The 21,854-nt window shown below is 53.6% G+C and carries 15 protein-coding genes and 5 tRNA genes; 19 read left to right on the forward strand and 1 reads right to left on the reverse strand.

Annotated features, from left to right (window positions below):
* The first annotated feature begins 47 nt into the window (after positions 1–47).
* The 6 genes from FHC52_RS14925 to dppF all read left to right on the forward strand — a co-directional run bounded on the left by FHC52_RS14925 (position 48) and on the right by dppF (position 6,465).
* Positions 48–124, forward strand: a tRNA-Pro gene (locus FHC52_RS14925).
* A 620-nt stretch (positions 125–744) separates the two neighbouring features.
* Positions 745–2,352 carry a dipeptide ABC transporter periplasmic-binding protein DppA gene (dppA, locus tag FHC52_RS14930; protein ID WP_008502769.1) on the forward strand — a complete coding sequence of 536 codons (1,608 nt, stop codon included), beginning with the start codon at positions 745–747 and terminating at the stop codon, positions 2,350–2,352.
* A 177-nt stretch (positions 2,353–2,529) separates the two neighbouring features.
* Positions 2,530–3,549: a dipeptide ABC transporter permease DppB gene (gene dppB, locus FHC52_RS14935; RefSeq protein ID WP_008502770.1), complete on the forward strand. Its 1,020-nt coding sequence runs from the start codon at positions 2,530–2,532 to the stop codon at positions 3,547–3,549.
* A gap of 9 nt (positions 3,550–3,558) precedes the next feature.
* Positions 3,559–4,461 (forward strand): dipeptide ABC transporter permease DppC, encoded by a 903-nt coding sequence (dppC, locus tag FHC52_RS14940; protein ID WP_008502771.1) that lies wholly within the window; start codon positions 3,559–3,561, stop codon positions 4,459–4,461.
* A 10-nt stretch (positions 4,462–4,471) separates the two neighbouring features.
* Positions 4,472–5,455, forward strand: coding sequence for a dipeptide ABC transporter ATP-binding protein (gene dppD, locus FHC52_RS14945; protein WP_008502772.1), 984 nt, complete (start codon positions 4,472–4,474; stop codon positions 5,453–5,455).
* Positions 5,452–6,465: a dipeptide ABC transporter ATP-binding subunit DppF gene (dppF, locus tag FHC52_RS14950; RefSeq protein WP_220420129.1), complete on the forward strand. Its 1,014-nt coding sequence runs from the start codon at positions 5,452–5,454 to the stop codon at positions 6,463–6,465. The genes dppD and dppF overlap by 4 nt, the downstream gene beginning before the upstream one ends.
* 43 nt (positions 6,466–6,508) lie before the next feature.
* On the opposite strand, the gene coaA is transcribed toward dppF, so the two are convergent.
* On the reverse strand, positions 6,509–7,459 hold the full coding sequence (gene coaA / locus FHC52_RS14955) for a type I pantothenate kinase (protein ID WP_021242480.1): 951 nt from the start codon (positions 7,457–7,459) through the stop codon (positions 6,509–6,511).
* 317 nt (positions 7,460–7,776) lie between these two features.
* Here coaA and FHC52_RS14960 point away from each other — a divergent pair.
* From FHC52_RS14960 to rpoC, 13 genes are all read left to right on the forward strand, one after another.
* Positions 7,777–7,852, forward strand: a tRNA-Thr gene (locus FHC52_RS14960).
* An 8-nt stretch (positions 7,853–7,860) separates the two neighbouring features.
* A tRNA-Tyr gene (locus tag FHC52_RS14965) sits at positions 7,861–7,945 on the forward strand.
* Positions 7,946–8,062: 117 nt separating this feature from the next.
* A tRNA-Gly gene (locus FHC52_RS14970) sits at positions 8,063–8,137 on the forward strand.
* Between the two features lie 6 nt (positions 8,138–8,143).
* A tRNA-Thr gene (locus FHC52_RS14975) sits at positions 8,144–8,219 on the forward strand.
* A gap of 118 nt (positions 8,220–8,337) precedes the next feature.
* Positions 8,338–9,522, forward strand: coding sequence for an elongation factor Tu (gene tuf, locus FHC52_RS14980; protein WP_014830236.1), 1,185 nt, complete (start codon positions 8,338–8,340; stop codon positions 9,520–9,522).
* A 229-nt stretch (positions 9,523–9,751) separates the two neighbouring features.
* Positions 9,752–10,135 carry a preprotein translocase subunit SecE gene (gene secE / locus FHC52_RS14985; RefSeq protein ID WP_003862342.1) on the forward strand — a complete coding sequence of 128 codons (384 nt, stop codon included), beginning with the start codon at positions 9,752–9,754 and terminating at the stop codon, positions 10,133–10,135.
* Position 10,136: 1 nt separating this feature from the next.
* Positions 10,137–10,682 (forward strand): transcription termination/antitermination protein NusG, encoded by a 546-nt coding sequence (gene nusG / locus FHC52_RS14990; protein ID WP_003862341.1) that lies wholly within the window; start codon positions 10,137–10,139, stop codon positions 10,680–10,682.
* A 155-nt stretch (positions 10,683–10,837) separates the two neighbouring features.
* Positions 10,838–11,266 (forward strand): 50S ribosomal protein L11, encoded by a 429-nt coding sequence (gene rplK / locus FHC52_RS14995; RefSeq protein WP_008503452.1) that lies wholly within the window; start codon positions 10,838–10,840, stop codon positions 11,264–11,266.
* Between the two features lie 3 nt (positions 11,267–11,269).
* Positions 11,270–11,974: a 50S ribosomal protein L1 gene (rplA, locus tag FHC52_RS15000; RefSeq protein ID WP_006810530.1), complete on the forward strand. Its 705-nt coding sequence runs from the start codon at positions 11,270–11,272 to the stop codon at positions 11,972–11,974.
* A 291-nt stretch (positions 11,975–12,265) separates the two neighbouring features.
* Complete coding sequence (gene rplJ / locus FHC52_RS15005; protein WP_013095001.1) at positions 12,266–12,763, forward strand: 50S ribosomal protein L10; 498 nt, start codon at positions 12,266–12,268, stop codon at positions 12,761–12,763.
* Between the two features lie 66 nt (positions 12,764–12,829).
* Entirely contained in the window at positions 12,830–13,198 is a 369-nt protein-coding gene (gene rplL / locus FHC52_RS15010) for a 50S ribosomal protein L7/L12 (RefSeq protein ID WP_013095002.1), read from the forward strand.
* A 319-nt stretch (positions 13,199–13,517) separates the two neighbouring features.
* The gene (gene rpoB, locus FHC52_RS15015; protein WP_008503453.1) at positions 13,518–17,546 is read left to right on the forward strand and encodes a DNA-directed RNA polymerase subunit beta; all 4,029 of its coding nucleotides are present in this window, start codon (positions 13,518–13,520) and stop codon (positions 17,544–17,546) included.
* Between the two features lie 76 nt (positions 17,547–17,622).
* Positions 17,623–21,846, forward strand: a complete 4,224-nt coding sequence (rpoC, locus tag FHC52_RS15020; protein WP_008503454.1) for a DNA-directed RNA polymerase subunit beta' — start codon at positions 17,623–17,625, stop codon at positions 21,844–21,846.
* The last annotated feature ends 8 nt before the right edge of the window (positions 21,847–21,854 follow it).

The following is a 21,854-nucleotide window of genomic DNA, read 5'->3' on the forward strand; positions in this document are numbered from 1 at the left end:
AAGGGATTGACGGGGGCGCACCTCAGCAGTAAGATGCGCTCCGCATTCGGCGAGTAGCGCAGCTTGGTAGCGCAACTGGTTTGGGACCAGTGGGTCGGAGGTTCGAATCCTCTCTCGCCGACCACATTCTGAAAAGGGCTAACCGTAAGGTTAGCCCTTTTTGCATTATGGCCTTAGCTCTTCAGAGTAATCAAAACGCCCCTTACGCCCGCTTCTCCCTGCCTGTTAACGATTTTGTGACATAATCCATTGTATTTTTTTATATATAGATTGATCTTTTTTCGCGTTGCTTATGGATAACCTCAGCATTTTTCGCTGTGCGTTTTAACGTTCGCGGTATTTAGTGCTCAGATAATCACCATTCTGCAAGAAAATTTACCCATTCTGAATAAAAGTTAATCACTGATTGTTGCGAAATATGAAGATAGTTGTGCTGCAACATGGCGAGTAGCATAAATTTCCCTGCTGAAAACTGACGCTCATGGTTTTTTTAATCTTTGTTTGCGGTTTCTCACACTCAGCGTAAATCCCCGTCACCTGTATTGACGTTTTCACATTCTGTTGACAGATTGTAGGGCATGAGGGGCATTTCAGGGACGATCTGCGCTGCAACTCAAACGCTCTTCTGAAAGGATTCTCCATCCCTTTAACGCCTTCGGGCACCTCCGACCGGACCGGGTAAAAAATAAATAAAGGTCTGGCGGCGTAACACAACAAAGCAAAACATCACATTGGAGCAGAATAATGAGTATTTCCTTGAAGAAGTCAGGGATGCTGAAGCTTGGTCTGAGCCTGGTGGCTATGACCGTGGCAGCAAGCGTACAGGCAAAAACCCTGGTTTACTGTTCTGAAGGCTCGCCGGAAGGCTTTAACCCACAGCTCTTTACCTCTGGTACGACTTACGACGCAAGCTCTGTACCGATCTATAACCGTCTGGTTGAATTCAAAACCGGCACCACGGAAGTGATTCCGGGTCTGGCCGAGAAGTGGGACGTCAGCGAAGACGGTAAAACCTACACCTTCCACCTGCGCAAGGGCGTGAAGTGGCAGGACAGCAAAGAATTCAAACCAACGCGCGACTTTAACGCCGACGACGTTGTGTTCTCCTTCGACCGTCAGAAAAACGCTCAGAACCCGTACCACAAAGTCTCTGGCGGCAGCTATGAATACTTCGAAGGGATGGGTCTGCCGGATCTGATCTCTGAAGTGAAAAAAGTGGACGATAATACCGTTCAGTTCGTGCTGACGCGTCCGGAAGCACCGTTCCTGGCTGACCTGGCCATGGACTTCGCCTCAATTCTCTCCAAAGAGTACGCGGACAACATGCTGAAAGCCGGTACGCCGGAAAAAGTCGACCTGAACCCAATCGGTACCGGTCCATTCCAGCTGCTGCAGTACCAGAAAGACTCCCGTATTCTGTATAAAGCATTCGAAGGCTACTGGGGCACCAAGCCGAAGATTGATCGTCTGGTCTTCTCCATCACGCCTGATGCGTCAGTACGTTATGCAAAACTGCAGAAAAACGAATGCCAGGTGATGCCATACCCGAACCCGGCTGACATCGCCCGCATGAAGCAGGATAAGAACATCAACCTGCTGGAGCAGGCTGGCCTGAACGTGGGCTATCTCTCCTTCAACACCGAGAAGAAACCGTTTGATGACGTGAAAGTGCGTCAGGCGCTGACCTACGCGGTGAACAAAGAAGCGATTATCAAGGCGGTTTACCAGGGCGCTGGCGTTGCAGCCAAAAACCTGATCCCACCAACCATGTGGGGCTATAACGACGACGTTAAAGATTACTCCTACGATCCTGAGAAAGCGAAAGCGCTGCTGAAAGAAGCGGGCCAGGATAAAGGCTTCACCGTTGAGCTGTGGGCGATGCCGGTACAGCGTCCGTACAACCCGAACGCACGCCGTATGGCAGAAATGGTTCAGGCTGACTGGGCGAAGATTGGCGTACAGGCCAAGATTGTGACCTACGAGTGGGGCGAGTACCTGAAGCGCGCCAAAGCGGGTGAGCACCAGGCAGTGATGATGGGCTGGACCGGTGACAACGGGGATCCGGACAACTTCTTCGCTACCCTGTTCAGCTGTGCTGCAGCGAAAGACGGTTCTAACTACTCTCGCTGGTGCTACAAGCCGTTTGAAGACCTGATCCAGCCGGCGCGTGCGACCGACGATCACAACAAACGTATTGAACTGTACAAGCAGGCGCAGGTTGTTATGCACGATCAGGCTCCGGCGCTGATTGTTGCTCACTCCACCGTGTACGAGCCAGTGCGTAAAGAAGTGAAAGGCTACGTGGTTGATCCGCTGGGCAAACACCACTTCGAAAACGTATCGGTTGAATAATTAAAAGCAACGCCAGGCGGCGCTGCGCTTGCACTGGCCTACGGTATGTAGGCCGGGTAAGCGTAGCGCCACCCGGCAGCAGTGCTTAATTCTCTCTCTGAAAGGAGAGGGGATAAGATTTGTGAGCAATACAGACGTCACGCCACTGGTCGTGCGTCATCAGAGAGAATCCGGGTTATGTTGCAGTTCATCCTCCGACGTCTGGGACTTGTTATCCCCACGTTTATCGGTATCACCCTTCTCACTTTTGCCTTCGTCCATATGATCCCCGGCGACCCGGTAATGATTATGGCGGGCGAGCGTGGTATTTCCCCTGAGCGCCATGCACAGCTGCTGGCTGAACTCGGCCTCGATAAGCCAATGTGGCAGCAGTATCTCCACTATATCTGGGGCGTGCTGCACGGTGATTTAGGGATTTCGCTGAAAAGCCGTCTTCCGGTGTGGGACGAGTTCGTGCCGCGTTTTAAAGCGACGCTGGAGCTTGGCGTCTGCGCCATGATTTTCGCCACCGCGGTGGGTATTCCTGTCGGGGTACTGGCTGCCGTTAAGCGTGGCTCTATTTTTGACCACACCGCTGTGGGCCTGGCGCTGACCGGCTACTCCATGCCTATCTTCTGGTGGGGCATGATGCTGATCATGCTGGTCTCGGTGCAGCTTAACCTGACACCGGTCTCCGGGCGCGTCAGCGATATGGTATTCCTGGATGACTCCAACCCGCTCACCGGCTTTATGCTGATTGATACGGCTATCTGGGGCGAAGAGGGCAACTTCATGGATGCCGTCGCGCATATGATCCTGCCTGCCATGGTGCTGGGCACCATTCCTCTGGCGGTGATCGTGCGTATGACCCGTTCATCGATGCTGGAAGTGCTGGGTGAGGATTATATCCGCACCGCGCGCGCCAAGGGCCTGACGCGTATGCGCGTTATCATCGTCCATGCGCTGCGTAACGCCATGCTGCCGGTGGTGACCGTTATCGGTCTCCAGGTGGGGACATTGCTGGCGGGGGCGATCCTGACCGAAACCATCTTCTCCTGGCCGGGCCTGGGTCGCTGGCTGATTGACGCGCTGCAACGCCGTGACTATCCGGTGGTGCAGGGCGGTGTGCTGCTGGTCGCGACGATGATTATCCTCGTCAACCTGCTGGTCGATTTGCTGTACGGCGTGGTGAACCCGCGTATTCGTCATAAGAAGTAAGGGGCCATCATGTCACAGGTTTCTGAAAACAAAGTTGTTGCTGCACCGGTTCCGATGACGCCGATGCAGGAGTTCTGGCACTACTTCAAGCGCAACAAAGGCGCGGTGGTGGGGCTGGTGTATGTCGCTATCATGATCCTGATCGCGGTGTTTGCGAACGTCCTCGCGCCGTATAACCCGGCGGATCAGTTCCGCGATGCGCTGCTCGCCCCGCCTGCCTGGCAGGATGGCGGTAGCCTGGCGCACCTGCTGGGGACCGATGATGTGGGCCGCGATGTGCTGTCGCGTCTGATGTACGGTGCGCGCCTGTCGCTGCTGGTCGGCTGCCTGGTGGTGGTGTTATCCCTGATTATGGGGATCGTACTGGGTCTGGTTGCCGGCTACTTCGGCGGTATCGTTGATAACATCATCATGCGTATCGTCGACATCATGCTGGCGCTGCCAAGCCTGCTGCTGGCCCTGGTGCTGGTGGCGATCTTCGGTCCGTCGATCGGTAACGCCGCCCTGGCGCTGACGTTCGTGGCGCTTCCTCACTACGTGCGTTTAACCCGTGCGGCGGTGCTGGTGGAAGTGAACCGCGATTACGTCACCGCCTCTCGCGTGGCGGGTGCCGGTGCGATGCGCCAGATGTTCGTCAATATCTTCCCGAACTGCCTTGCGCCGCTGATCGTTCAGGCGTCGCTCGGTTTCTCTAACGCCATTCTTGATATGGCCGCTCTTGGCTTCCTGGGCATGGGTGCGCAGCCGCCAACACCGGAGTGGGGCACCATGCTCTCCGACGTGTTGCAGTTCGCACAAAGCGCCTGGTGGGTTGTCACCTTCCCGGGTCTGGCAATCCTGCTGACGGTGCTGGCATTTAACCTGATGGGTGATGGCCTGCGTGATGCGCTTGATCCCAAACTGAAGCAGTAAGAGGCACGAGATGGCGTTATTAAATGTAGATAAATTATCGGTGCACTTCGGCGATGAAGGCACCCCGTTTCGCGCCGTGGACCGCATCAGCTACAGCGTAAATCAGGGCGAAGTGGTTGGCATTGTCGGGGAGTCCGGTTCCGGTAAGTCAGTGAGTTCACTGGCGATCATGGGGCTGATTGATTACCCGGGCCGCGTGATGGCGGAAAACCTGCAGTTCAACGGTCAGGACCTGAAGCGCATTTCTGAGAAACAGCGCCGCCAGCTGGTGGGCGCGGAAGTGGCGATGATTTTCCAGGATCCGATGACCAGCCTGAACCCGTGCTACACCGTCGGTTTCCAGATTATGGAAGCAATCAAGGTGCACCAGGGCGGGAATAAGAAAACGCGTCGTCAGCGGGCGATCGACCTGCTGAACCAGGTGGGCATTCCTGACCCGGCATCGCGTCTGGACGTTTACCCGCACCAGCTTTCAGGCGGGATGAGCCAGCGCGTGATGATCGCCATGGCGATTGCCTGTCGGCCAAAGCTGCTGATTGCCGATGAACCGACGACGGCGCTGGATGTGACCATCCAGGCGCAAATCATCGAGCTGCTGCTGGAGCTGCAGCAGAAAGAGAACATGGCGCTGGTGCTGATTACGCACGATCTGGCGCTGGTGGCTGAAGCTGCGCACAAAATCATCGTGATGTATGCCGGCCAGGTGGTCGAGACCGGAAATTCACACGATATCTTCCGCGCGCCGCGTCACCCGTATACCCAGGCGCTTTTACGCGCGCTGCCGGAGTTTGCTCAGGATAAAGCGCGTCTGGCGTCGCTGCCGGGTGTGGTGCCGGGCAAATATGACCGTCCGCAGGGCTGTCTGCTTAATCCGCGCTGTCCGTATGCGACGGACAAATGCCGGGCGGAAGAACCAGAGCTGAACCAGCTGGCTGACGGTCGTCAGTCGAAATGCCACTACCCACTCGATGATGCCGGGAGGCCAACACTATGAGTACGCAACAGGCCACCACGCAACAGCCGCTGTTGCAGGCCATCGACCTGAAAAAATATTACCCGGTGAAGAAGGGGCTGTTTGCCCCTGAACGCCTGGTGAAAGCGCTGGACGGCGTCTCCTTTAACCTCGAACGCGGTAAAACGCTGGCGGTGGTGGGGGAGTCCGGCTGCGGGAAATCCACGCTGGGCCGTCTGCTGACGATGATTGAAGTGCCGACCGGCGGCGAGCTCTATTATCAGGGGCAGGATCTGCTCAAGCACGACCCGCAGGCGCAGAAGCTGCGTCGCCAGAAAATCCAGATTGTGTTCCAGAACCCGTACGGTTCGCTGAACCCGCGTAAAAAGGTGGGGCAGATTCTGGAAGAGCCGCTGCTGATTAACAGCAATCTGAGCAAAGAGCAGCGCCGTGAAAAAGCGCTGGCGATGATGGCGAAGGTCGGCCTCAAAACCGAGCACTATGACCGCTACCCGCACATGTTCTCCGGCGGCCAGCGTCAGCGTATCGCCATCGCACGCGGGCTGATGCTTGACCCGGACGTGGTGATTGCCGATGAACCTGTTTCAGCGCTCGACGTCTCCGTACGGGCGCAGGTGCTGAACCTGATGATGGATCTCCAGCAGGAGCTGGGGCTCTCCTACGTGTTCATCTCCCACGACCTGTCGGTGGTGGAGCATATTGCCGATGAAGTGATGGTGATGTACCTGGGGCGCTGCGTGGAGAAGGGGACCAAAGACCAGATCTTTAATAACCCTCGTCACCCGTACACCCAGGCGCTGCTGTCTGCGACGCCGCGTCTGAACCCGGACGATCGTCGTGAGCGCATAAAGCTGACGGGAGAGCTGCCAAGCCCGCTGAATCCGCCGCCGGGATGTGCATTCAACGCCCGCTGCAGCCGCCGCTTTGGCCCCTGCACCCAGCTACAGCCGCACTTAAAGGAGTATGGGGGGCAGCTGGTGGCCTGCTTCGCGGTCGATCAGGATGAAAATGGCGAGAAGCCACACGCATAACGAAAAAAACCGGCGCTAAGCCGGTTTTTTTATGTCTGCTTTATTATTTCCGCAGGCGAATCTGGTCGACGGCGTGCTTCTCGCTCTTGGTGAGGATCAGGCTCGCACGCTCGCGCGTCGGCAGGATGTTCTCTTTAAGATTCACATAGTTGATCTCATTCCACAGCCCCGTCGCCACATTGATCGCTTCTTCTTCAGAAAGCTGAGCATAGTGGTGGAAATAGGAATCCGGATCGGTGAATGCCCCTTCGCGGAACTTCAGGAAGCGGTTGATGTACCAGTTCTGCAGCAGGTCTTCCGGCGCATCGACATAAATAGAGAAATCGACGAAATCCGAGACAAAGACGTGATGCGGATCGTGAGGATAGTCCATGCCGCTTTGCAGCACGTTGAGACCTTCCAGAATGAGAATATCCGGCTGGACCACCGTCTTATCCCCACCCGGGATGCGATCGTAGATCAGGTGCGAATAGACCGGCGCCGTCACGTGAGGCACGCCGGATTTCAGATCGGAGACAAACTTCACCAGACGGTGCATATCATAAGAGAGCGGGAAGCCTTTCTTCTTCATCAGCCCGCGTTCTTTTAATACTTCGTTCGGATGCAGGAAGCCGTCGGTCGTGATCAGCTCCACGCTGCGGTGTTCCGGCCAGCGGCTCAACAGTGCCTGCAGGACGCGTGCGGTGGTGCTTTTACCCACGGCCACGCTGCCTGCGATACTGATGATATAAGGAATGCGTTGACCGTTCGTCCCGAGAAACTGCTCCAGCACCGCCTGACGACGCAGGTTCGAGCTGATATAGAAGTTAAGCAAGCGCGAGAGGGGGAGATAAATTTCTGCCACTTCTTCAAGGGACAGATCTTCGTTTATCCCTTTTAACCGTGCGATTTCACCTTCCGTCAGCGTCATAGGGACGGAATCACGCAGGGCAGCCCACTGGCTGCGGTTAAAGTGAAGATAAGGCGTCATTAACGTTTGCTCTTTTTTGCTCATAAGCATGCTTCAGTGAGCCAGCATTAAACTGCCGGATCGTGGCTCATCACACAGTTAATTTTGGACAATGGGCAGGAGGTTAACACCAGATGACAGGAATAATAAGAAAAAAGATGGAAAGCGCTGCGTTACGCGGAGGCCGTCACGCTACGGTGTTTACAGTGCAAATACCCCTTACATGTTGATTATTTGACCGTGAATGACTACTTTTACAGCGCTCAACACGCTGTTAGCATAAAATGTGAGCGAAAGAACGTTTTATGCAAATTTTTAGTTGCATGACCGCGCAGGTATCCATAGAATGCGCGCTACTTGATGCCGACTTAGCTCAGTAGGTAGAGCAACTGACTTGTAATCAGTAGGTCACCAGTTCGATTCCGGTAGTCGGCACCATCAAGTCCGGTGGGGTTCCCGAGCGGCCAAAGGGAGCAGACTGTAAATCTGCCGTCACAGACTTCGAAGGTTCGAATCCTTCCCCCACCACCACTTTCTGGCAGCGTAAATGCCGCCGGAGCTGGTTGGAAAAATTAGCCAGCTCAAACTGAAAAAGAGAGAAATCTCTTTTTTTGTTACAGAAAGAACTGGGTAGCCGAGTTTCAGGATGCGGGCATCGTATAATGGCTATTACCTCAGCCTTCCAAGCTGATGATGCGGGTTCGATTCCCGCTGCCCGCTCCAATACGTGCTGATATGGCTCAGTTGGTAGAGCGCACCCTTGGTAAGGGTGAGGTCCCCAGTTCGACTCTGGGTATCAGCACCACTTCACTTCTCCTTCCCGTTTCTCTCTGTTTCAATTTTACTGTATTCAACAATTCAGGCATTTCGCCTGGTTGATGTGGTGATATCACCGATTTATCCGTGTCTTAGAGGGACAATCGATGTCTAAAGAAAAGTTTGAACGTACAAAACCGCACGTTAACGTCGGTACTATCGGCCACGTTGACCATGGTAAAACAACGCTGACCGCTGCAATCACTACCGTTCTGGCAAAAACCTACGGTGGTTCTGCTCGTGCATTCGACCAGATCGATAACGCACCAGAAGAAAAAGCTCGTGGTATCACCATCAACACCTCTCACGTTGAGTACGACACCCCGACTCGCCACTACGCACACGTAGACTGCCCAGGCCACGCCGACTATGTTAAAAACATGATCACCGGTGCTGCGCAGATGGACGGCGCGATCCTGGTTGTTGCTGCGACTGACGGCCCAATGCCTCAGACTCGTGAGCACATCCTGCTGGGTCGTCAGGTAGGCGTTCCTTACATCATCGTGTTCCTGAACAAATGCGACATGGTTGATGACGAAGAGCTGCTGGAACTGGTAGAGATGGAAGTTCGTGAACTGCTGTCTCAGTACGATTTCCCAGGCGACGATACCCCAATCGTTCGTGGTTCTGCTCTGAAAGCGCTGGAAGGCGACGCAGAGTGGGAAGCGAAAATCATCGAACTGGCTGGCTTCCTGGATTCTTACATCCCAGAACCAGAGCGTGCGATTGACAAGCCATTCCTGCTGCCAATCGAAGACGTATTCTCCATCTCCGGTCGTGGTACCGTTGTTACCGGTCGTGTAGAGCGCGGTATCATCAAAGTTGGTGAAGAAGTTGAAATCGTTGGTATCAAAGAGACTGCGAAGTCTACCTGTACTGGCGTTGAAATGTTCCGCAAACTGCTGGACGAAGGCCGTGCTGGTGAGAACGTTGGTGTTCTGCTGCGTGGTATCAAACGTGAAGAAATCGAACGTGGTCAGGTTCTGGCTAAGCCAGGCTCAATCAAGCCACACACCAAGTTCGAATCTGAAGTGTACATCCTGTCCAAAGACGAAGGCGGCCGTCATACTCCGTTCTTCAAAGGCTACCGTCCACAGTTCTACTTCCGTACTACTGACGTGACCGGTACCATCGAACTGCCAGAAGGCGTTGAGATGGTAATGCCAGGCGACAACATCAAGATGGTTGTGACGCTGATCCACCCAATCGCGATGGACGACGGTCTGCGTTTCGCAATCCGTGAAGGTGGCCGTACCGTTGGCGCGGGCGTGGTTGCTAAAGTTCTCGGCTAATTGCTGATAACATTTGACGCAATGCGCAATAAAAGGGCATCATTTGATGCCCTTTTTGCACGCTTTCACGTCAGAACCTGGCTCATCAGTGATTATTTTTGTCATAATCATTGCTGAGACAGGCTCTGCAGAGAGCGTATAATTCGAAAAGCGAATTAGCATTTCGATTTGGTTTGCCTCGCAATCGCGGGGTGAAAATGTTTGTAGAATACTTCTGACAGGTTGGTTTATGAGTGCGAATACCGAAGCTCAAGGGAGCGGGCGCGGCCTGGAAGCGATGAAATGGGTAGTAGTAGCCGTTCTGCTGATCGTAGCGATTGTCGGCAACTACCTTTATCGTGACATGATGCTGCCGCTACGCGCGCTTGCAGTGGTAATTCTGATTGCTGCAGCGGGTGGTGTCGCGCTGTTGACGACGAAAGGCAAAGCGACCGTCGCTTTTGCTCGCGAAGCGCGTACCGAAGTCCGTAAGGTAATTTGGCCGACTCGCCAGGAAACATTGCACACCACGCTGATCGTAGCGGCGGTTACCGCTGTAATGTCACTGATCCTGTGGGGACTGGATGGTATTCTGGTTCGCCTGGTATCCTTTATCACTGGCCTGAGGTTCTGAGATGTCTGAAGCCCCTAAAAAGCGCTGGTACGTCGTTCAGGCGTTTTCCGGTTTTGAAGGCCGCGTAGCAACGTCGCTGCGTGAGCATATCAAATTACACAACATGGAAGAGTTATTTGGCGAAGTTATGGTTCCGACCGAAGAAGTGGTCGAGATCCGTGGCGGCCAGCGTCGCAAAAGCGAGCGCAAATTCTTCCCGGGTTACGTGCTGGTTCAGATGGTGATGAACGACGCGAGCTGGCACCTGGTGCGCAGCGTACCGCGCGTGATGGGCTTTATCGGCGGCACGTCTGACCGTCCAGCGCCAATCAGCGACAAAGAAGTGGATGCGATTATGAACCGCCTGCAGCAGGTTGGTGATAAGCCGCGTCCGAAAACGCTGTTTGAACCGGGTGAAATGGTTCGTGTTAATGACGGTCCGTTTGCTGACTTTAACGGCGTCGTTGAAGAAGTGGACTACGAAAAGTCCCGCCTGAAAGTTTCTGTATCTATCTTCGGTCGTGCGACCCCGGTAGAACTGGACTTTGCGCAGGTCGAAAAAGCCTAAGCAGCGATCAAAAAAGCGACGATTTAATCGTTGCACAGGGCGCGAGATTGGAATACAATTTCGCGCCTTTTGTTTTTATGGGCCCGGCCCGTAAAACGAATTTTATTCACGGGGAGCCTCACTGAGGCGCTATTACCCAATCAGAGGATTTTAGAATGGCTAAGAAAGTACAAGCCTACGTCAAGCTGCAGGTTGCAGCTGGTATGGCGAACCCAAGTCCACCAGTTGGTCCAGCTCTGGGTCAGCAGGGTGTGAACATCATGGAATTCTGTAAAGCGTTCAACGCAAAAACGGAATCCCTGGAAAAAGGTCTGCCAATCCCAGTCGTAATCACTGTTTACGCTGACCGTTCTTTCACTTTCGTTACCAAAACCCCTCCTGCAGCAGTTCTGCTGAAGAAAGCGGCTGGTATCAAGTCTGGTTCCGGTAAACCGAACAAAGACAAAGTGGGTAAAATTTCCCGCGCTCAGCTGCAGGAAATCGCGCAGACCAAAGCTGCCGACATGACTGGTGCCGACATTGAAGCGATGACTCGCTCAATCGAAGGTACTGCACGTTCCATGGGCCTGGTAGTGGAGGACTAAGAAATGGCTAAACTGACCAAGCGCATGTCCGTGATCCGTGACAAAGTTGATGCGACCAAACAGTACGACATCAACGAAGCTATCGCTCTGCTGAAAGAACTGGCAACTGCTAAGTTCGTTGAAAGCGTTGACGTTGCCGTTAACCTGGGCATCGACGCGCGTAAATCCGATCAGAACGTTCGTGGCGCAACTGTACTGCCACACGGTACTGGCCGTTCCGTACGTGTAGCTGTATTTGCTCAGGGTGCAAACGCTGAAGCTGCTAAAGCTGCCGGCGCTGAACTGGTAGGTATGGAAGATCTGGCTGATCAGATCAAGAAAGGCGAAATGAACTTTGACGTTGTTATTGCTTCTCCAGATGCAATGCGCGTTGTTGGCCAGCTGGGCCAGGTTCTGGGTCCACGCGGCCTGATGCCAAACCCGAAAGTGGGTACTGTAACCCCTAACGTTGCTGAAGCGGTTAAGAACGCTAAAGCAGGTCAGGTTCGTTATCGTAACGACAAAAACGGCATCATCCACACCACCATCGGTAAAGTGGACTTTGACGCTGACAAACTGAAAGAAAACCTGGAAGCTCTGCTGGTTGCGCTGAAAAAAGCAAAACCAACTCAGGCGAAAGGCGTGTACATCAAGAAAGTTAGCATCTCCACCACCATGGGTGCAGGTGTTGCAGTTGACCAGGCTGGCCTGAGCGCTGCTGCAAACTAATGCCTTTACGTGGGCGGTGATTTTGTCTACAATCTTACCCCCACGTTTGCTAACGAAAGTTAGCGGCTAAAAGAATTGTTCGTTGGAGCCTGGCCTAATCCAGGCCTCCGTCGAAGACCGCAGGTGTTTCGCAAGAGACTTAATCCCCTGCGTAGACGGTGACAGAACGCTAAGATTATTTTTGGATACTCTGGCTTGTTTCTGCTCACCGTATTAAGACGCTCTTTCCGTTGGGGAGAGTGAAGTGAGTTCCGGAACATGAGTTCCGGCAAACATCCAGGAGCAAAGCTAATGGCTTTAAATCTTCAAGACAAACAAGCGATTGTTGCTGAAGTCAGCGAAGTAGCCAAAGGCGCGCTGTCTGCAGTAGTTGCGGATTCCCGTGGCGTTACTGTAGACAAAATGACTGAACTGCGTAAAGCAGGTCGTGAAGCTGGCGTATACATGCGTGTTGTTCGTAACACCCTGCTGCGCCGTGCTGTTGAAGGTACCTCTTTTGAGTGCCTGAAAGACACGTTTGTTGGTCCGACCCTGATTGCATACTCTATGGAACACCCGGGCGCTGCTGCTCGTCTGTTCAAAGAGTTCGCGAAAGCGAATGCAAAATTTGAGGTCAAAGCCGCTGCCTTTGAAGGTGAGCTGATCCCGGCGTCTCAGATCGACCGCCTGGCAACTCTGCCGACCTACGAAGAAGCAATTGCACGCCTGATGGCAACCATGAAAGAAGCTTCGGCTGGCAAACTGGTTCGTACTCTGGCTGCTGTACGCGATGCGAAAGAAGCTGCTTAATCGCAGTTATCTTTATAAAGCATCTGCTTACGTATAAACTTATTCTGATATTCAGGAACAATTTAAATGTCTATCACTAAAGATCAAATCATTGAAGCAGTATCCGCTATGTCCGTAATGGACGTTGTTGAGCTGATCTCTGCAATGGAAGAAAAATTCGGTGTTTCTGCTGCTGCTGCTGTAGCTGTAGCTGCGGGCCCAGCTGCTGACGCTGCTGAAGAGAAAACTGAATTCGACGTAATTCTGAAAGCTGCTGGCGCGAACAAAGTTGCAGTAATCAAAGCTGTTCGTGGCGCTACCGGTCTGGGTCTGAAAGAAGCTAAAGACCTGGTAGAATCTGCTCCAGCTGCGCTGAAAGAAGGCGTGAGCAAAGACGACGCAGAAGCACTGAAAAAATCTCTGGAAGAAGCTGGCGCTGAAGTTGAAGTTAAATAAGCCAACTTTTCTGGTTGCAGCCTAAGTCATTAGGCTGATGGCTGGTGACTTTTTAGTCACCAGCCTTTTTGCGCTGTAAGGCCTCGGTAGCATTTCACACTGTTTGACTATCGATGTGTCTTTCAATGCTTGTTTCTATCGACGACTTAATATACTGCGACAGGGTGCTCGCTCTGTGTAAATCGCAATGAAATGGTTTAAGCGTGATAGCAACAGGTATTGCGGAAAGTATTCAATTTTCCGGTCCACAAAATGGTGTTGCACAAACTGTCCCTTCGTCGGACAGATGGGTCGACTTGTCAGCGAGCTGAGGAACCCTATGGTTTACTCCTATACCGAGAAAAAACGTATTCGTAAGGATTTTGGTAAACGTCCACAAGTTCTGGACATTCCATATCTCCTTTCTATCCAGCTTGACTCGTTCCAGAAGTTTATCGAGCAAGATCCTGAAGGGCAGTACGGTCTGGAAGCAGCCTTCCGCTCCGTGTTCCCGATTCAGAGCTACAGCGGTAACTCCGAGCTGCAGTACGTCAGCTACCGCCTTGGCGAACCGGTGTTTGACGTTCAGGAATGTCAGATCCGTGGCGTGACCTATTCCGCACCGCTGCGCGTGAAACTGCGTCTGGTGATCTACGAGCGCGAAGCGCCGGAAGGCACCGTAAAAGACATTAAAGAGCAAGAAGTCTACATGGGTGAAATTCCACTCATGACGGACAACGGTACTTTCGTTATTAACGGTACTGAGCGTGTTATCGTTTCCCAGCTGCATCGTAGCCCGGGCGTCTTCTTCGACAGCGATAAAGGTAAAACGCACTCTTCCGGTAAAGTACTGTATAACGCACGCATCATTCCTTACCGTGGTTCCTGGCTGGACTTCGAGTTCGATCCAAAAGACAACCTGTTTGTCCGTATCGACCGTCGTCGTAAACTGCCTGCAACCATCATTCTGCGTGCACTGAACTATACCACTGAGCAGATCCTGGACCTGTTCTTTGAGAAAGTGATCTTTGAAATCCGCGACAACAAGCTGCAGATGGAGCTGGTGCCGGAACGTCTGCGTGGTGAGACCGCGTCGTTCGACATCGAAGCCGACGGCAAAGTGTATGTGGAAAAAGGTCGCCGTATCACCGCGCGCCACATCCGCCAGCTGGAAAAAGATGATATCAAACACATCGAAGTTCCGGTTGAATACATTGCAGGAAAAGTAGCCGCGAAAGATTACGTTGATGAATCAACTGGCGAGCTGATCTGCCCGGCTAACATGGAGCTGAGCCTGGATCTGCTGGCTAAGCTGAGTCAGGCTGGCCACAAACGTATCGAAACGCTGTTCACCAACGATCTGGACCACGGTCCGTACATCTCTGAGACTGTACGCGTCGACCCAACCAACGATCGTCTGAGCGCGCTGGTTGAAATCTACCGCATGATGCGTCCTGGTGAGCCACCAACTCGCGAAGCGGCTGAAAGCCTGTTCGAGAACCTGTTCTTCTCCGAAGACCGCTACGATCTGTCCGCGGTTGGTCGTATGAAGTTCAACCGTTCTCTGCTGCGCGACGAAATCGAAGGTTCCGGTATCCTGAGCAAAGACGACATCATCGAAGTGATGAAGAAGCTCATCGATATCCGTAACGGCAAAGGCGAAGTGGACGACATCGACCACCTCGGCAACCGTCGTATCCGTTCCGTAGGCGAAATGGCGGAAAACCAGTTCCGCGTTGGCCTGGTACGTGTAGAGCGTGCGGTGAAAGAGCGTCTGTCTCTGGGCGATCTGGATACCCTGATGCCTCAGGATATGATCAACGCCAAGCCGATTTCTGCAGCAGTGAAAGAGTTCTTCGGTTCCAGCCAGCTGTCTCAGTTCATGGACCAGAACAACCCGCTGTCTGAGATTACGCACAAGCGTCGTATCTCTGCACTCGGCCCAGGCGGTCTGACCCGTGAGCGTGCAGGCTTCGAAGTTCGAGACGTACACCCGACCCACTACGGTCGCGTATGTCCAATCGAAACGCCTGAAGGTCCAAACATCGGTCTGATCAACTCCCTGTCCGTGTACGCACAGACTAACGAATACGGTTTCCTCGAGACCCCGTACCGTAAAGTGACCGACGGTGTTGTTACCGACGAAATTCATTACCTGTCTGCTATCGAAGAAGGCAACTACGTTATCGCTCAGGCGAACTCCAACCTGGATGACGAAGGCCACTTTGTAGAAGATCTGGTGACCTGCCGTAGCAAAGGCGAATCCAGCTTGTTCAGCCGCGACCAGGTTGACTACATGGACGTATCCACCCAGCAGGTGGTATCCGTCGGTGCGTCCCTGATCCCGTTCCTGGAACACGATGACGCCAACCGTGCATTGATGGGTGCGAACATGCAACGTCAGGCCGTTCCAACTCTGCGTGCTGATAAGCCGCTGGTTGGTACCGGTATGGAACGTGCTGTTGCCGTTGACTCCGGTGTTACTGCAGTTGCTAAGCGTGGCGGTACTGTTCAGTACGTGGATGCCTCCCGTATCGTTATCAAAGTTAACGAAGACGAGATGTACCCGGGCGAAGCAGGTATCGACATTTATAACCTGACCAAATACACCCGTTCTAACCAGAACACCTGTATCAACCAGATGCCTTGCGTATCTCTGGGTGAGCCAGTTGAGCGCGGCGACGTGCTGGCAGACGGTCCGTCCACCGACCTCGGTGAACTGGCGCTCGGTCAGAACATGCGCGTAGCGTTCATGCCGTGGAACGGTTACAACTTCGAAGACTCCATCCTCGTCTCCGAGCGTGTGGTTCAGGAAGATCGTTTCACCACCATCCACATTCAGGAACTGGCGTGTGTGTCCCGTGACACCAAGCTGGGGCCAGAAGAGATCACTGCTGACATCCCTAACGTGGGTGAAGCTGCGCTCTCCAAACTGGATGAATCCGGTATTGTTTACATCGGTGCGGAAGTGACCGGCGGCGACATTCTGGTGGGTAAGGTTACGCCGAAAGGTGAAACCCAGCTGACGCCAGAAGAGAAACTGCTGCGTGCCATCTTCGGTGAGAAAGCGTCTGACGTTAAAGACTCTTCTCTGCGCGTACCAAACGGTGTTTCCGGTACGGTTATCGACGTTCAGGTCTTCACTCGTGATGGCGTTGAGAAAGATAAGCGTGCGCTGGAAATCGAAGAGATGCAGCTCAAACAGGCTAAGAAAGACCTGTCTGAAGAACTGCAGATCCTCGAAGCGGGTCTGTTCAGCCGTATCTATGCGGTGCTGGTTGCCGGTGGCGTTGAAGCTGAGAAGCTCGACAAACTGCCACGCGATCGCTGGCTGGAACTGGGCCTGACCGACGAAGAGAAACAAAATCAGCTGGAACAGCTGGCTGAGCAGTATGACGAGCTGAAACACGAGTTCGAGAAAAAACTCGAAGCGAAACGCCGCAAAATCACTCAGGGCGACGATCTGGCACCAGGCGTGCTGAAGATTGTTAAGGTCTATCTGGCTGTTAAACGTCAGATCCAGCCTGGTGATAAGATGGCAGGTCGTCACGGTAACAAGGGTGTTATCTCTAAGATCAACCCGATCGAAGATATGCCGCACGATGCTAACGGTACGCCGGTAGATATCGTACTGAACCCACTGGGCGTACCGTCTCGTATGAACATTGGTCAGATCCTGGAAACTCACCTGGGTATGGCTGCGAAAGGCATCGGCGACAAGATTAACGCCATGCTGAAACAGCAGCAGGAAGTCGCGAAACTGCGCGAATTCATCCAGCGTGCCTACGATCTGGGTACCGACGTGCGTCAGAAAGTCGACCTGAACACCTTCAGCGATGAAGAAGTGCTGCGTCTGGCAGAGAACCTGCGCAAAGGTATGCCAATTGCAACGCCGGTATTCGACGGTGCAAAAGAAGCTGAAATTAAAGAGCTGCTGCAACTGGGTGGTCTGCCAACGTCTGGTCAGATTACGCTGTTTGACGGCCGTACCGGTGAACAGTTCGAACGTCCGGTAACCGTAGGTTACATGTACATGCTGAAACTGAACCACCTGGTCGACGACAAAATGCACGCTCGTTCTACCGGTTCTTACAGCCTGGTTACTCAGCAGCCGCTGGGTGGTAAGGCACAGTTCGGTGGTCAGCGCTTCGGGGAGATGGAAGTGTGGGCGCTGGAAGCATACGGCGCGGCATACACCCTGCAGGAAATGCTCACCGTTAAGTCTGATGACGTGAACGGTCGTACTAAGATGTATAAAAACATCGTGGACGGCAACCATCAGATGGAACCAGGCATGCCAGAATCCTTCAACGTACTGTTGAAAGAGATTCGTTCGCTGGGTATCAACATCGAACTGGAAGACGAGTAATTCTCGCTCAAACAGGTCACTGGTGCCGGGTTAATCCCCGGCACCGGATTGTGCTAACTCCGACGGGAGCAAATCCGTGAAAGATTTATTAAAGTTTCTGAAAGCGCAGACTAAAACCGAAGAGTTTGATGCGATCAAAATTGCTCTGGCTTCGCCAGACATGATCCGTTCATGGTCTTTCGGTGAAGTTAAAAAGCCGGAAACCATCAACTACCGTACGTTCAAGCCTGAGCGTGACGGCCTTTTCTGTGCGCGTATTTTCGGGCCAGTAAAAGATTACGAGTGCCTGTGCGGTAAGTACAAGCGCCTGAAACACCGCGGTGTGATCTGTGAGAAGTGCGGCGTTGAAGTGACCCAGACCAAAGTGCGCCGTGAGCGCATGGGCCACATCGAGCTGGCGTCTCCGACTGCTCACATCTGGTTCCTGAAATCACTGCCGTCCCGTATCGGTCTGCTGCTGGATATGCCGCTGCGTGATATCGAACGTGTTCTGTACTTCGAATCTTATGTGGTTATCGAAGGCGGGATGACGAACCTGGAACGTCATCAGATCCTGACTGAAGAGCAGTATCTGGACGCGCTGGAAGAGTTCGGTGACGAATTCGACGCGAAGATGGGTGCGGAAGCTATTCAGGCCCTGCTGAAGAGCATGGATCTGGAGCAAGAGTGCGAGCAGCTGCGTGAAGAGCTGAACGAAACCAACTCCGAAACCAAGCGTAAAAAGCTGACCAAGCGTATCAAACTGCTGGAAGCGTTCGTTCAGTCTGGTAACAAACCAGAGTGGATGATCCTGACCGTTCTGCCGGTTCTGCCGCCAGATCTGCGTCCACTGGTTCCGCTGGATGGTGGTCGTTTCGCAACGTCCGATCTGAACGATCTGTATCGTCGCGTGATCAACCGTAACAACCGTCTGAAACGTCTGCTGGATCTGGCTGCGCCGGACATCATCGTACGCAACGAAAAACGTATGCTGCAGGAAGCGGTAGATGCCCTGCTGGATAACGGTCGTCGCGGTCGTGCGATCACCGGTTCTAACAAACGTCCTCTGAAATCTTTGGCCGACATGATCAAAGGTAAACAGGGTCGTTTCCGTCAGAACCTGCTCGGTAAGCGTGTTGACTACTCCGGTCGTTCTGTAATCACCGTAGGTCCATACCTGCGTCTGCATCAGTGCGGTCTGCCGAAGAAAATGGCACTGGAGCTGTTCAAACCGTTCATCTACGGCAAGCTGGAACTGCGTGGCCTGGCCACCACCATCAAAGCCGCGAAGAAAATGGTTGAGCGTGAAGAAGCTGTCGTTTGGGATATCCTGGACGAAGTTATCCGCGAACACCCGGTACTGCTGAACCGTGCACCAACCCTGCACCGTCTGGGTATCCAGGCATTTGAGCCAGTCCTGATCGAAGGTAAAGCGATCCAGCTGCACCCGCTGGTTTGTGCGGCATATAACGCCGACTTCGATGGTGACCAGATGGCTGTTCACGTACCGCTGACGCTGGAAGCCCAGCTCGAAGCGCGTGCGCTGATGATGTCTACCAACAACATCCTGTCTCCAGCGAACGGTGAGCCAATCATTGTTCCTTCTCAGGACGTTGTACTGGGTCTGTACTACATGACCCGTGACTGTGTTAACGCCAAAGGCGAAGGCATGGTGCTGACTGGCCCGAAAGAAGCTGAGCGTATTTATCGCGCTGGCCTGGCCTCTCTGCATGCGCGCGTTAAAGTGCGTATCACCGAATACGAAAAAGATGCAAACGGCGAATTCGTTGCGAAAACCAGCCTGAAAGACACGACCGTTGGCCGTGCCATTCTGTGGATGATCGTACCGAAAGGTCTGCCTTTCTCCATCGTCAACCAGGCGCTGGGCAAGAAAGCGATCTCCAAAATGCTGAACACCTGTTACCGCATTCTGGGCCTGAAGCCGACCGTTATCTTCGCTGACCAGACTATGTACACCGGCTTTGCTTATGCAGCGCGTTCAGGTGCATCTGTTGGTATCGATGACATGGTCATCCCAGAGAAGAAACACGAGATCATCTCTGAAGCGGAAGCTGAAGTTGCTGAGATCCAGGAGCAGTTCCAGTCTGGTCTGGTTACCGCGGGCGAACGCTATAACAAAGTTATCGATATCTGGGCAGCGGCGAACGATCGTGTATCCAAAGCGATGATGGACAACCTGCAGACCGAAACCGTGATTAACCGTGACGGCGTAGAAGAGCAGCAGGTTTCCTTCAACAGCATCTACATGATGGCCGACTCCGGTGCGCGTGGTTCTGCAGCACAGATTCGTCAGCTGGCAGGGATGCGTGGTCTGATGGCGAAGCCAGATGGCTCCATCATCGAAACGCCAATCACCGCGAACTTCCGTGAAGGTCTGAACGTACTCCAGTACTTCATCTCCACGCACGGTGCGCGTAAAGGTCTGGCGGATACCGCACTGAAAACCGCGAACTCCGGTTATCTGACGCGTCGTCTGGTAGACGTTGCGCAGGATCTGGTTGTGACCGAAGACGATTGTGGCACCCTCGAAGGTATCACCATGACCCCGGTTATCGAGGGTGGTGATGTTAAAGAGCCACTGCGCGATCGCGTACTGGGTCGTGTGACCGCGGAAGACATCCTGAAGCCGGGCACCGCAGACATTCTGGTTCCACGCAACACCCTGCTGCACGAACAGTGGTGTGACCTGCTGGAAGCGAACTCTGTTGACTCCGTGAAGGTGCGTTCCGTTGTATCCTGTGACACCGACTTTGGTGTATGTGCGCACTGCTACGGTCGTGACCTGGCGCGTGGCCACATCATCAACAAAGGTGAAGCCATCGGCGTTATCGCGGCACAGTCCATCGGTGAGCCGGGTACACAGCTGACGATGCGTACGTTCCACATCGGTGGTGCGGCATCTCGTGCGGCTGCTGAATCCAGCATCCAGGTGAAAAACAAAGGTAGCATCAAGCTCAGCAACGCGAAATCGGTTGTGAACTCCAGCGGTAAACTGGTTATCACTTCACGTAACACCGAGCTGAAGCTGATCGACGAATTCGGTCGTACCAAAGAGAGCTATAAAGTGCCTTACGGTGCGGTTATGGCGAAAGGTGATGGCGAGCAGGTTGCCGGCGGTGAAACCGTTGCAAACTGGGATCCACACACCATGCCGGTTATCACCGAAGTAAGTGGTTTCATCCGCTTCACTGACATGATCGACGGCCAGACCATTACTCGTCAGACTGACGAGCTGACCGGTCTGTCTTCTCTGGTGGTTCTGGATTCTGCTGAACGTACTACCGGCGGTAAAGATCTGCGTCCTGCACTGAAAATCGTTGATGCTCAGGGTAATGACGTTCTGATCCCAGGTACCGATATGCCTGCGCAGTACTTCCTGCCGGGTAAAGCGATTGTACAGCTGGAAGATGGCGTACAGATCAGCTCTGGTGACACCCTGGCGCGTATTCCTCAGGAATCCGGCGGTACCAAGGACATCACCGGTGGTCTGCCACGCGTTGCGGACCTGTTCGAAGCACGTCGTCCGAAAGAGCCGGCAATCCTGGCTGAAATCAGCGGTATCATCTCCTTCGGTAAAGAGACCAAAGGTAAGCGCCGTCTGGTTATCACTCCAGTAGATGGCAGCGAACCGTACGAAGAGATGATTCCTAAGTGGCGTCAGCTCAACGTGTTCGAAGGTGAACGCGTAGAACGTGGTGACGTGGTTTCCGACGGTCCAGAAGCGCCGCACGACATCCTGCGTCTGCGTGGTGTGCATGCTGTTACTCGTTACATCGTTAACGAAGTACAGGACGTATACCGCCTGCAGGGCGTTAAGATTAACGATAAACACATCGAAGTTATCGTTCGTCAGATGCTGCGTAAAGCAACCATCGAAAACGCGGGCAGCTCCGAGTTCCTCGAAGGCGAGCAGGTTGAATACTCACGCGTCAAGATCGCTAACCGCGAACTGGAAGCGAACGGCAAAATCGGTGCGACCTTCTCGCGCGATCTGCTGGGTATCACCAAAGCGTCTCTGGCAACCGAGTCCTTCATCTCTGCAGCATCGTTCCAGGAAACGACTCGTGTCCTGACCGAAGCCGCTGTTGCAGGTAAACGTGATGAACTGCGCGGTCTGAAAGAGAACGTTATCGTGGGTCGTCTGATCCCGGCTGGTACCGGTTATGCGTACCATCAGGATCGTATGCGTCGTCGTGCTGCAGGCGAACTGCCAGCTGCACCGCAGGTTACTGCTGAAGATGCATCCGCGAGCCTGGCAGAACTGCTGAACGCAGGTCTGGGTGGCTCCGACAACGAGTAATCGTTGAG

Origin of the sequence: Enterobacter sp. EC_64 (genome assembly GCF_019584165.1) — a bacterium.
GTDB classification, from domain to species: domain Bacteria; phylum Pseudomonadota; class Gammaproteobacteria; order Enterobacterales; family Enterobacteriaceae; genus Enterobacter; species Enterobacter roggenkampii.

Excerpts from the sequence above, each read along its gene's own strand:
- nusG (WP_003862341.1), top strand. The coding sequence starts at position 10,137 with ATGTCTGAAGCCCCTAAAAAGCGCTGGTACGTCGTTCAGGCGTTTTCC.
- rplK (WP_008503452.1), top strand. The coding sequence starts at position 10,838 with ATGGCTAAGAAAGTACAAGCCTACGTCAAGCTGCAGGTTGCAGCTGGT.
- rpoB (WP_008503453.1), top strand. The coding sequence starts at position 13,518 with ATGGTTTACTCCTATACCGAGAAAAAACGTATTCGTAAGGATTTTGGT.
- rplL (WP_013095002.1), top strand. The coding sequence starts at position 12,830 with ATGTCTATCACTAAAGATCAAATCATTGAAGCAGTATCCGCTATGTCC.
- dppD (WP_008502772.1), top strand. The coding sequence starts at position 4,472 with ATGGCGTTATTAAATGTAGATAAATTATCGGTGCACTTCGGCGATGAA.
- tuf (WP_014830236.1), top strand. The coding sequence starts at position 8,338 with ATGTCTAAAGAAAAGTTTGAACGTACAAAACCGCACGTTAACGTCGGT.
- coaA (WP_021242480.1), bottom strand. The coding sequence starts at position 7,459 with ATGAGCAAAAAAGAGCAAACGTTAATGACGCCTTATCTTCACTTTAAC.
- dppF (WP_220420129.1), top strand. The coding sequence starts at position 5,452 with ATGAGTACGCAACAGGCCACCACGCAACAGCCGCTGTTGCAGGCCATC.
- dppB (WP_008502770.1), top strand. The coding sequence starts at position 2,530 with ATGTTGCAGTTCATCCTCCGACGTCTGGGACTTGTTATCCCCACGTTT.
- rplA (WP_006810530.1), top strand. The coding sequence starts at position 11,270 with ATGGCTAAACTGACCAAGCGCATGTCCGTGATCCGTGACAAAGTTGAT.
- rplJ (WP_013095001.1), top strand. The coding sequence starts at position 12,266 with ATGGCTTTAAATCTTCAAGACAAACAAGCGATTGTTGCTGAAGTCAGC.
- secE (WP_003862342.1), top strand. The coding sequence starts at position 9,752 with ATGAGTGCGAATACCGAAGCTCAAGGGAGCGGGCGCGGCCTGGAAGCG.
- dppC (WP_008502771.1), top strand. The coding sequence starts at position 3,559 with ATGTCACAGGTTTCTGAAAACAAAGTTGTTGCTGCACCGGTTCCGATG.
- dppA (WP_008502769.1), top strand. The coding sequence starts at position 745 with ATGAGTATTTCCTTGAAGAAGTCAGGGATGCTGAAGCTTGGTCTGAGC.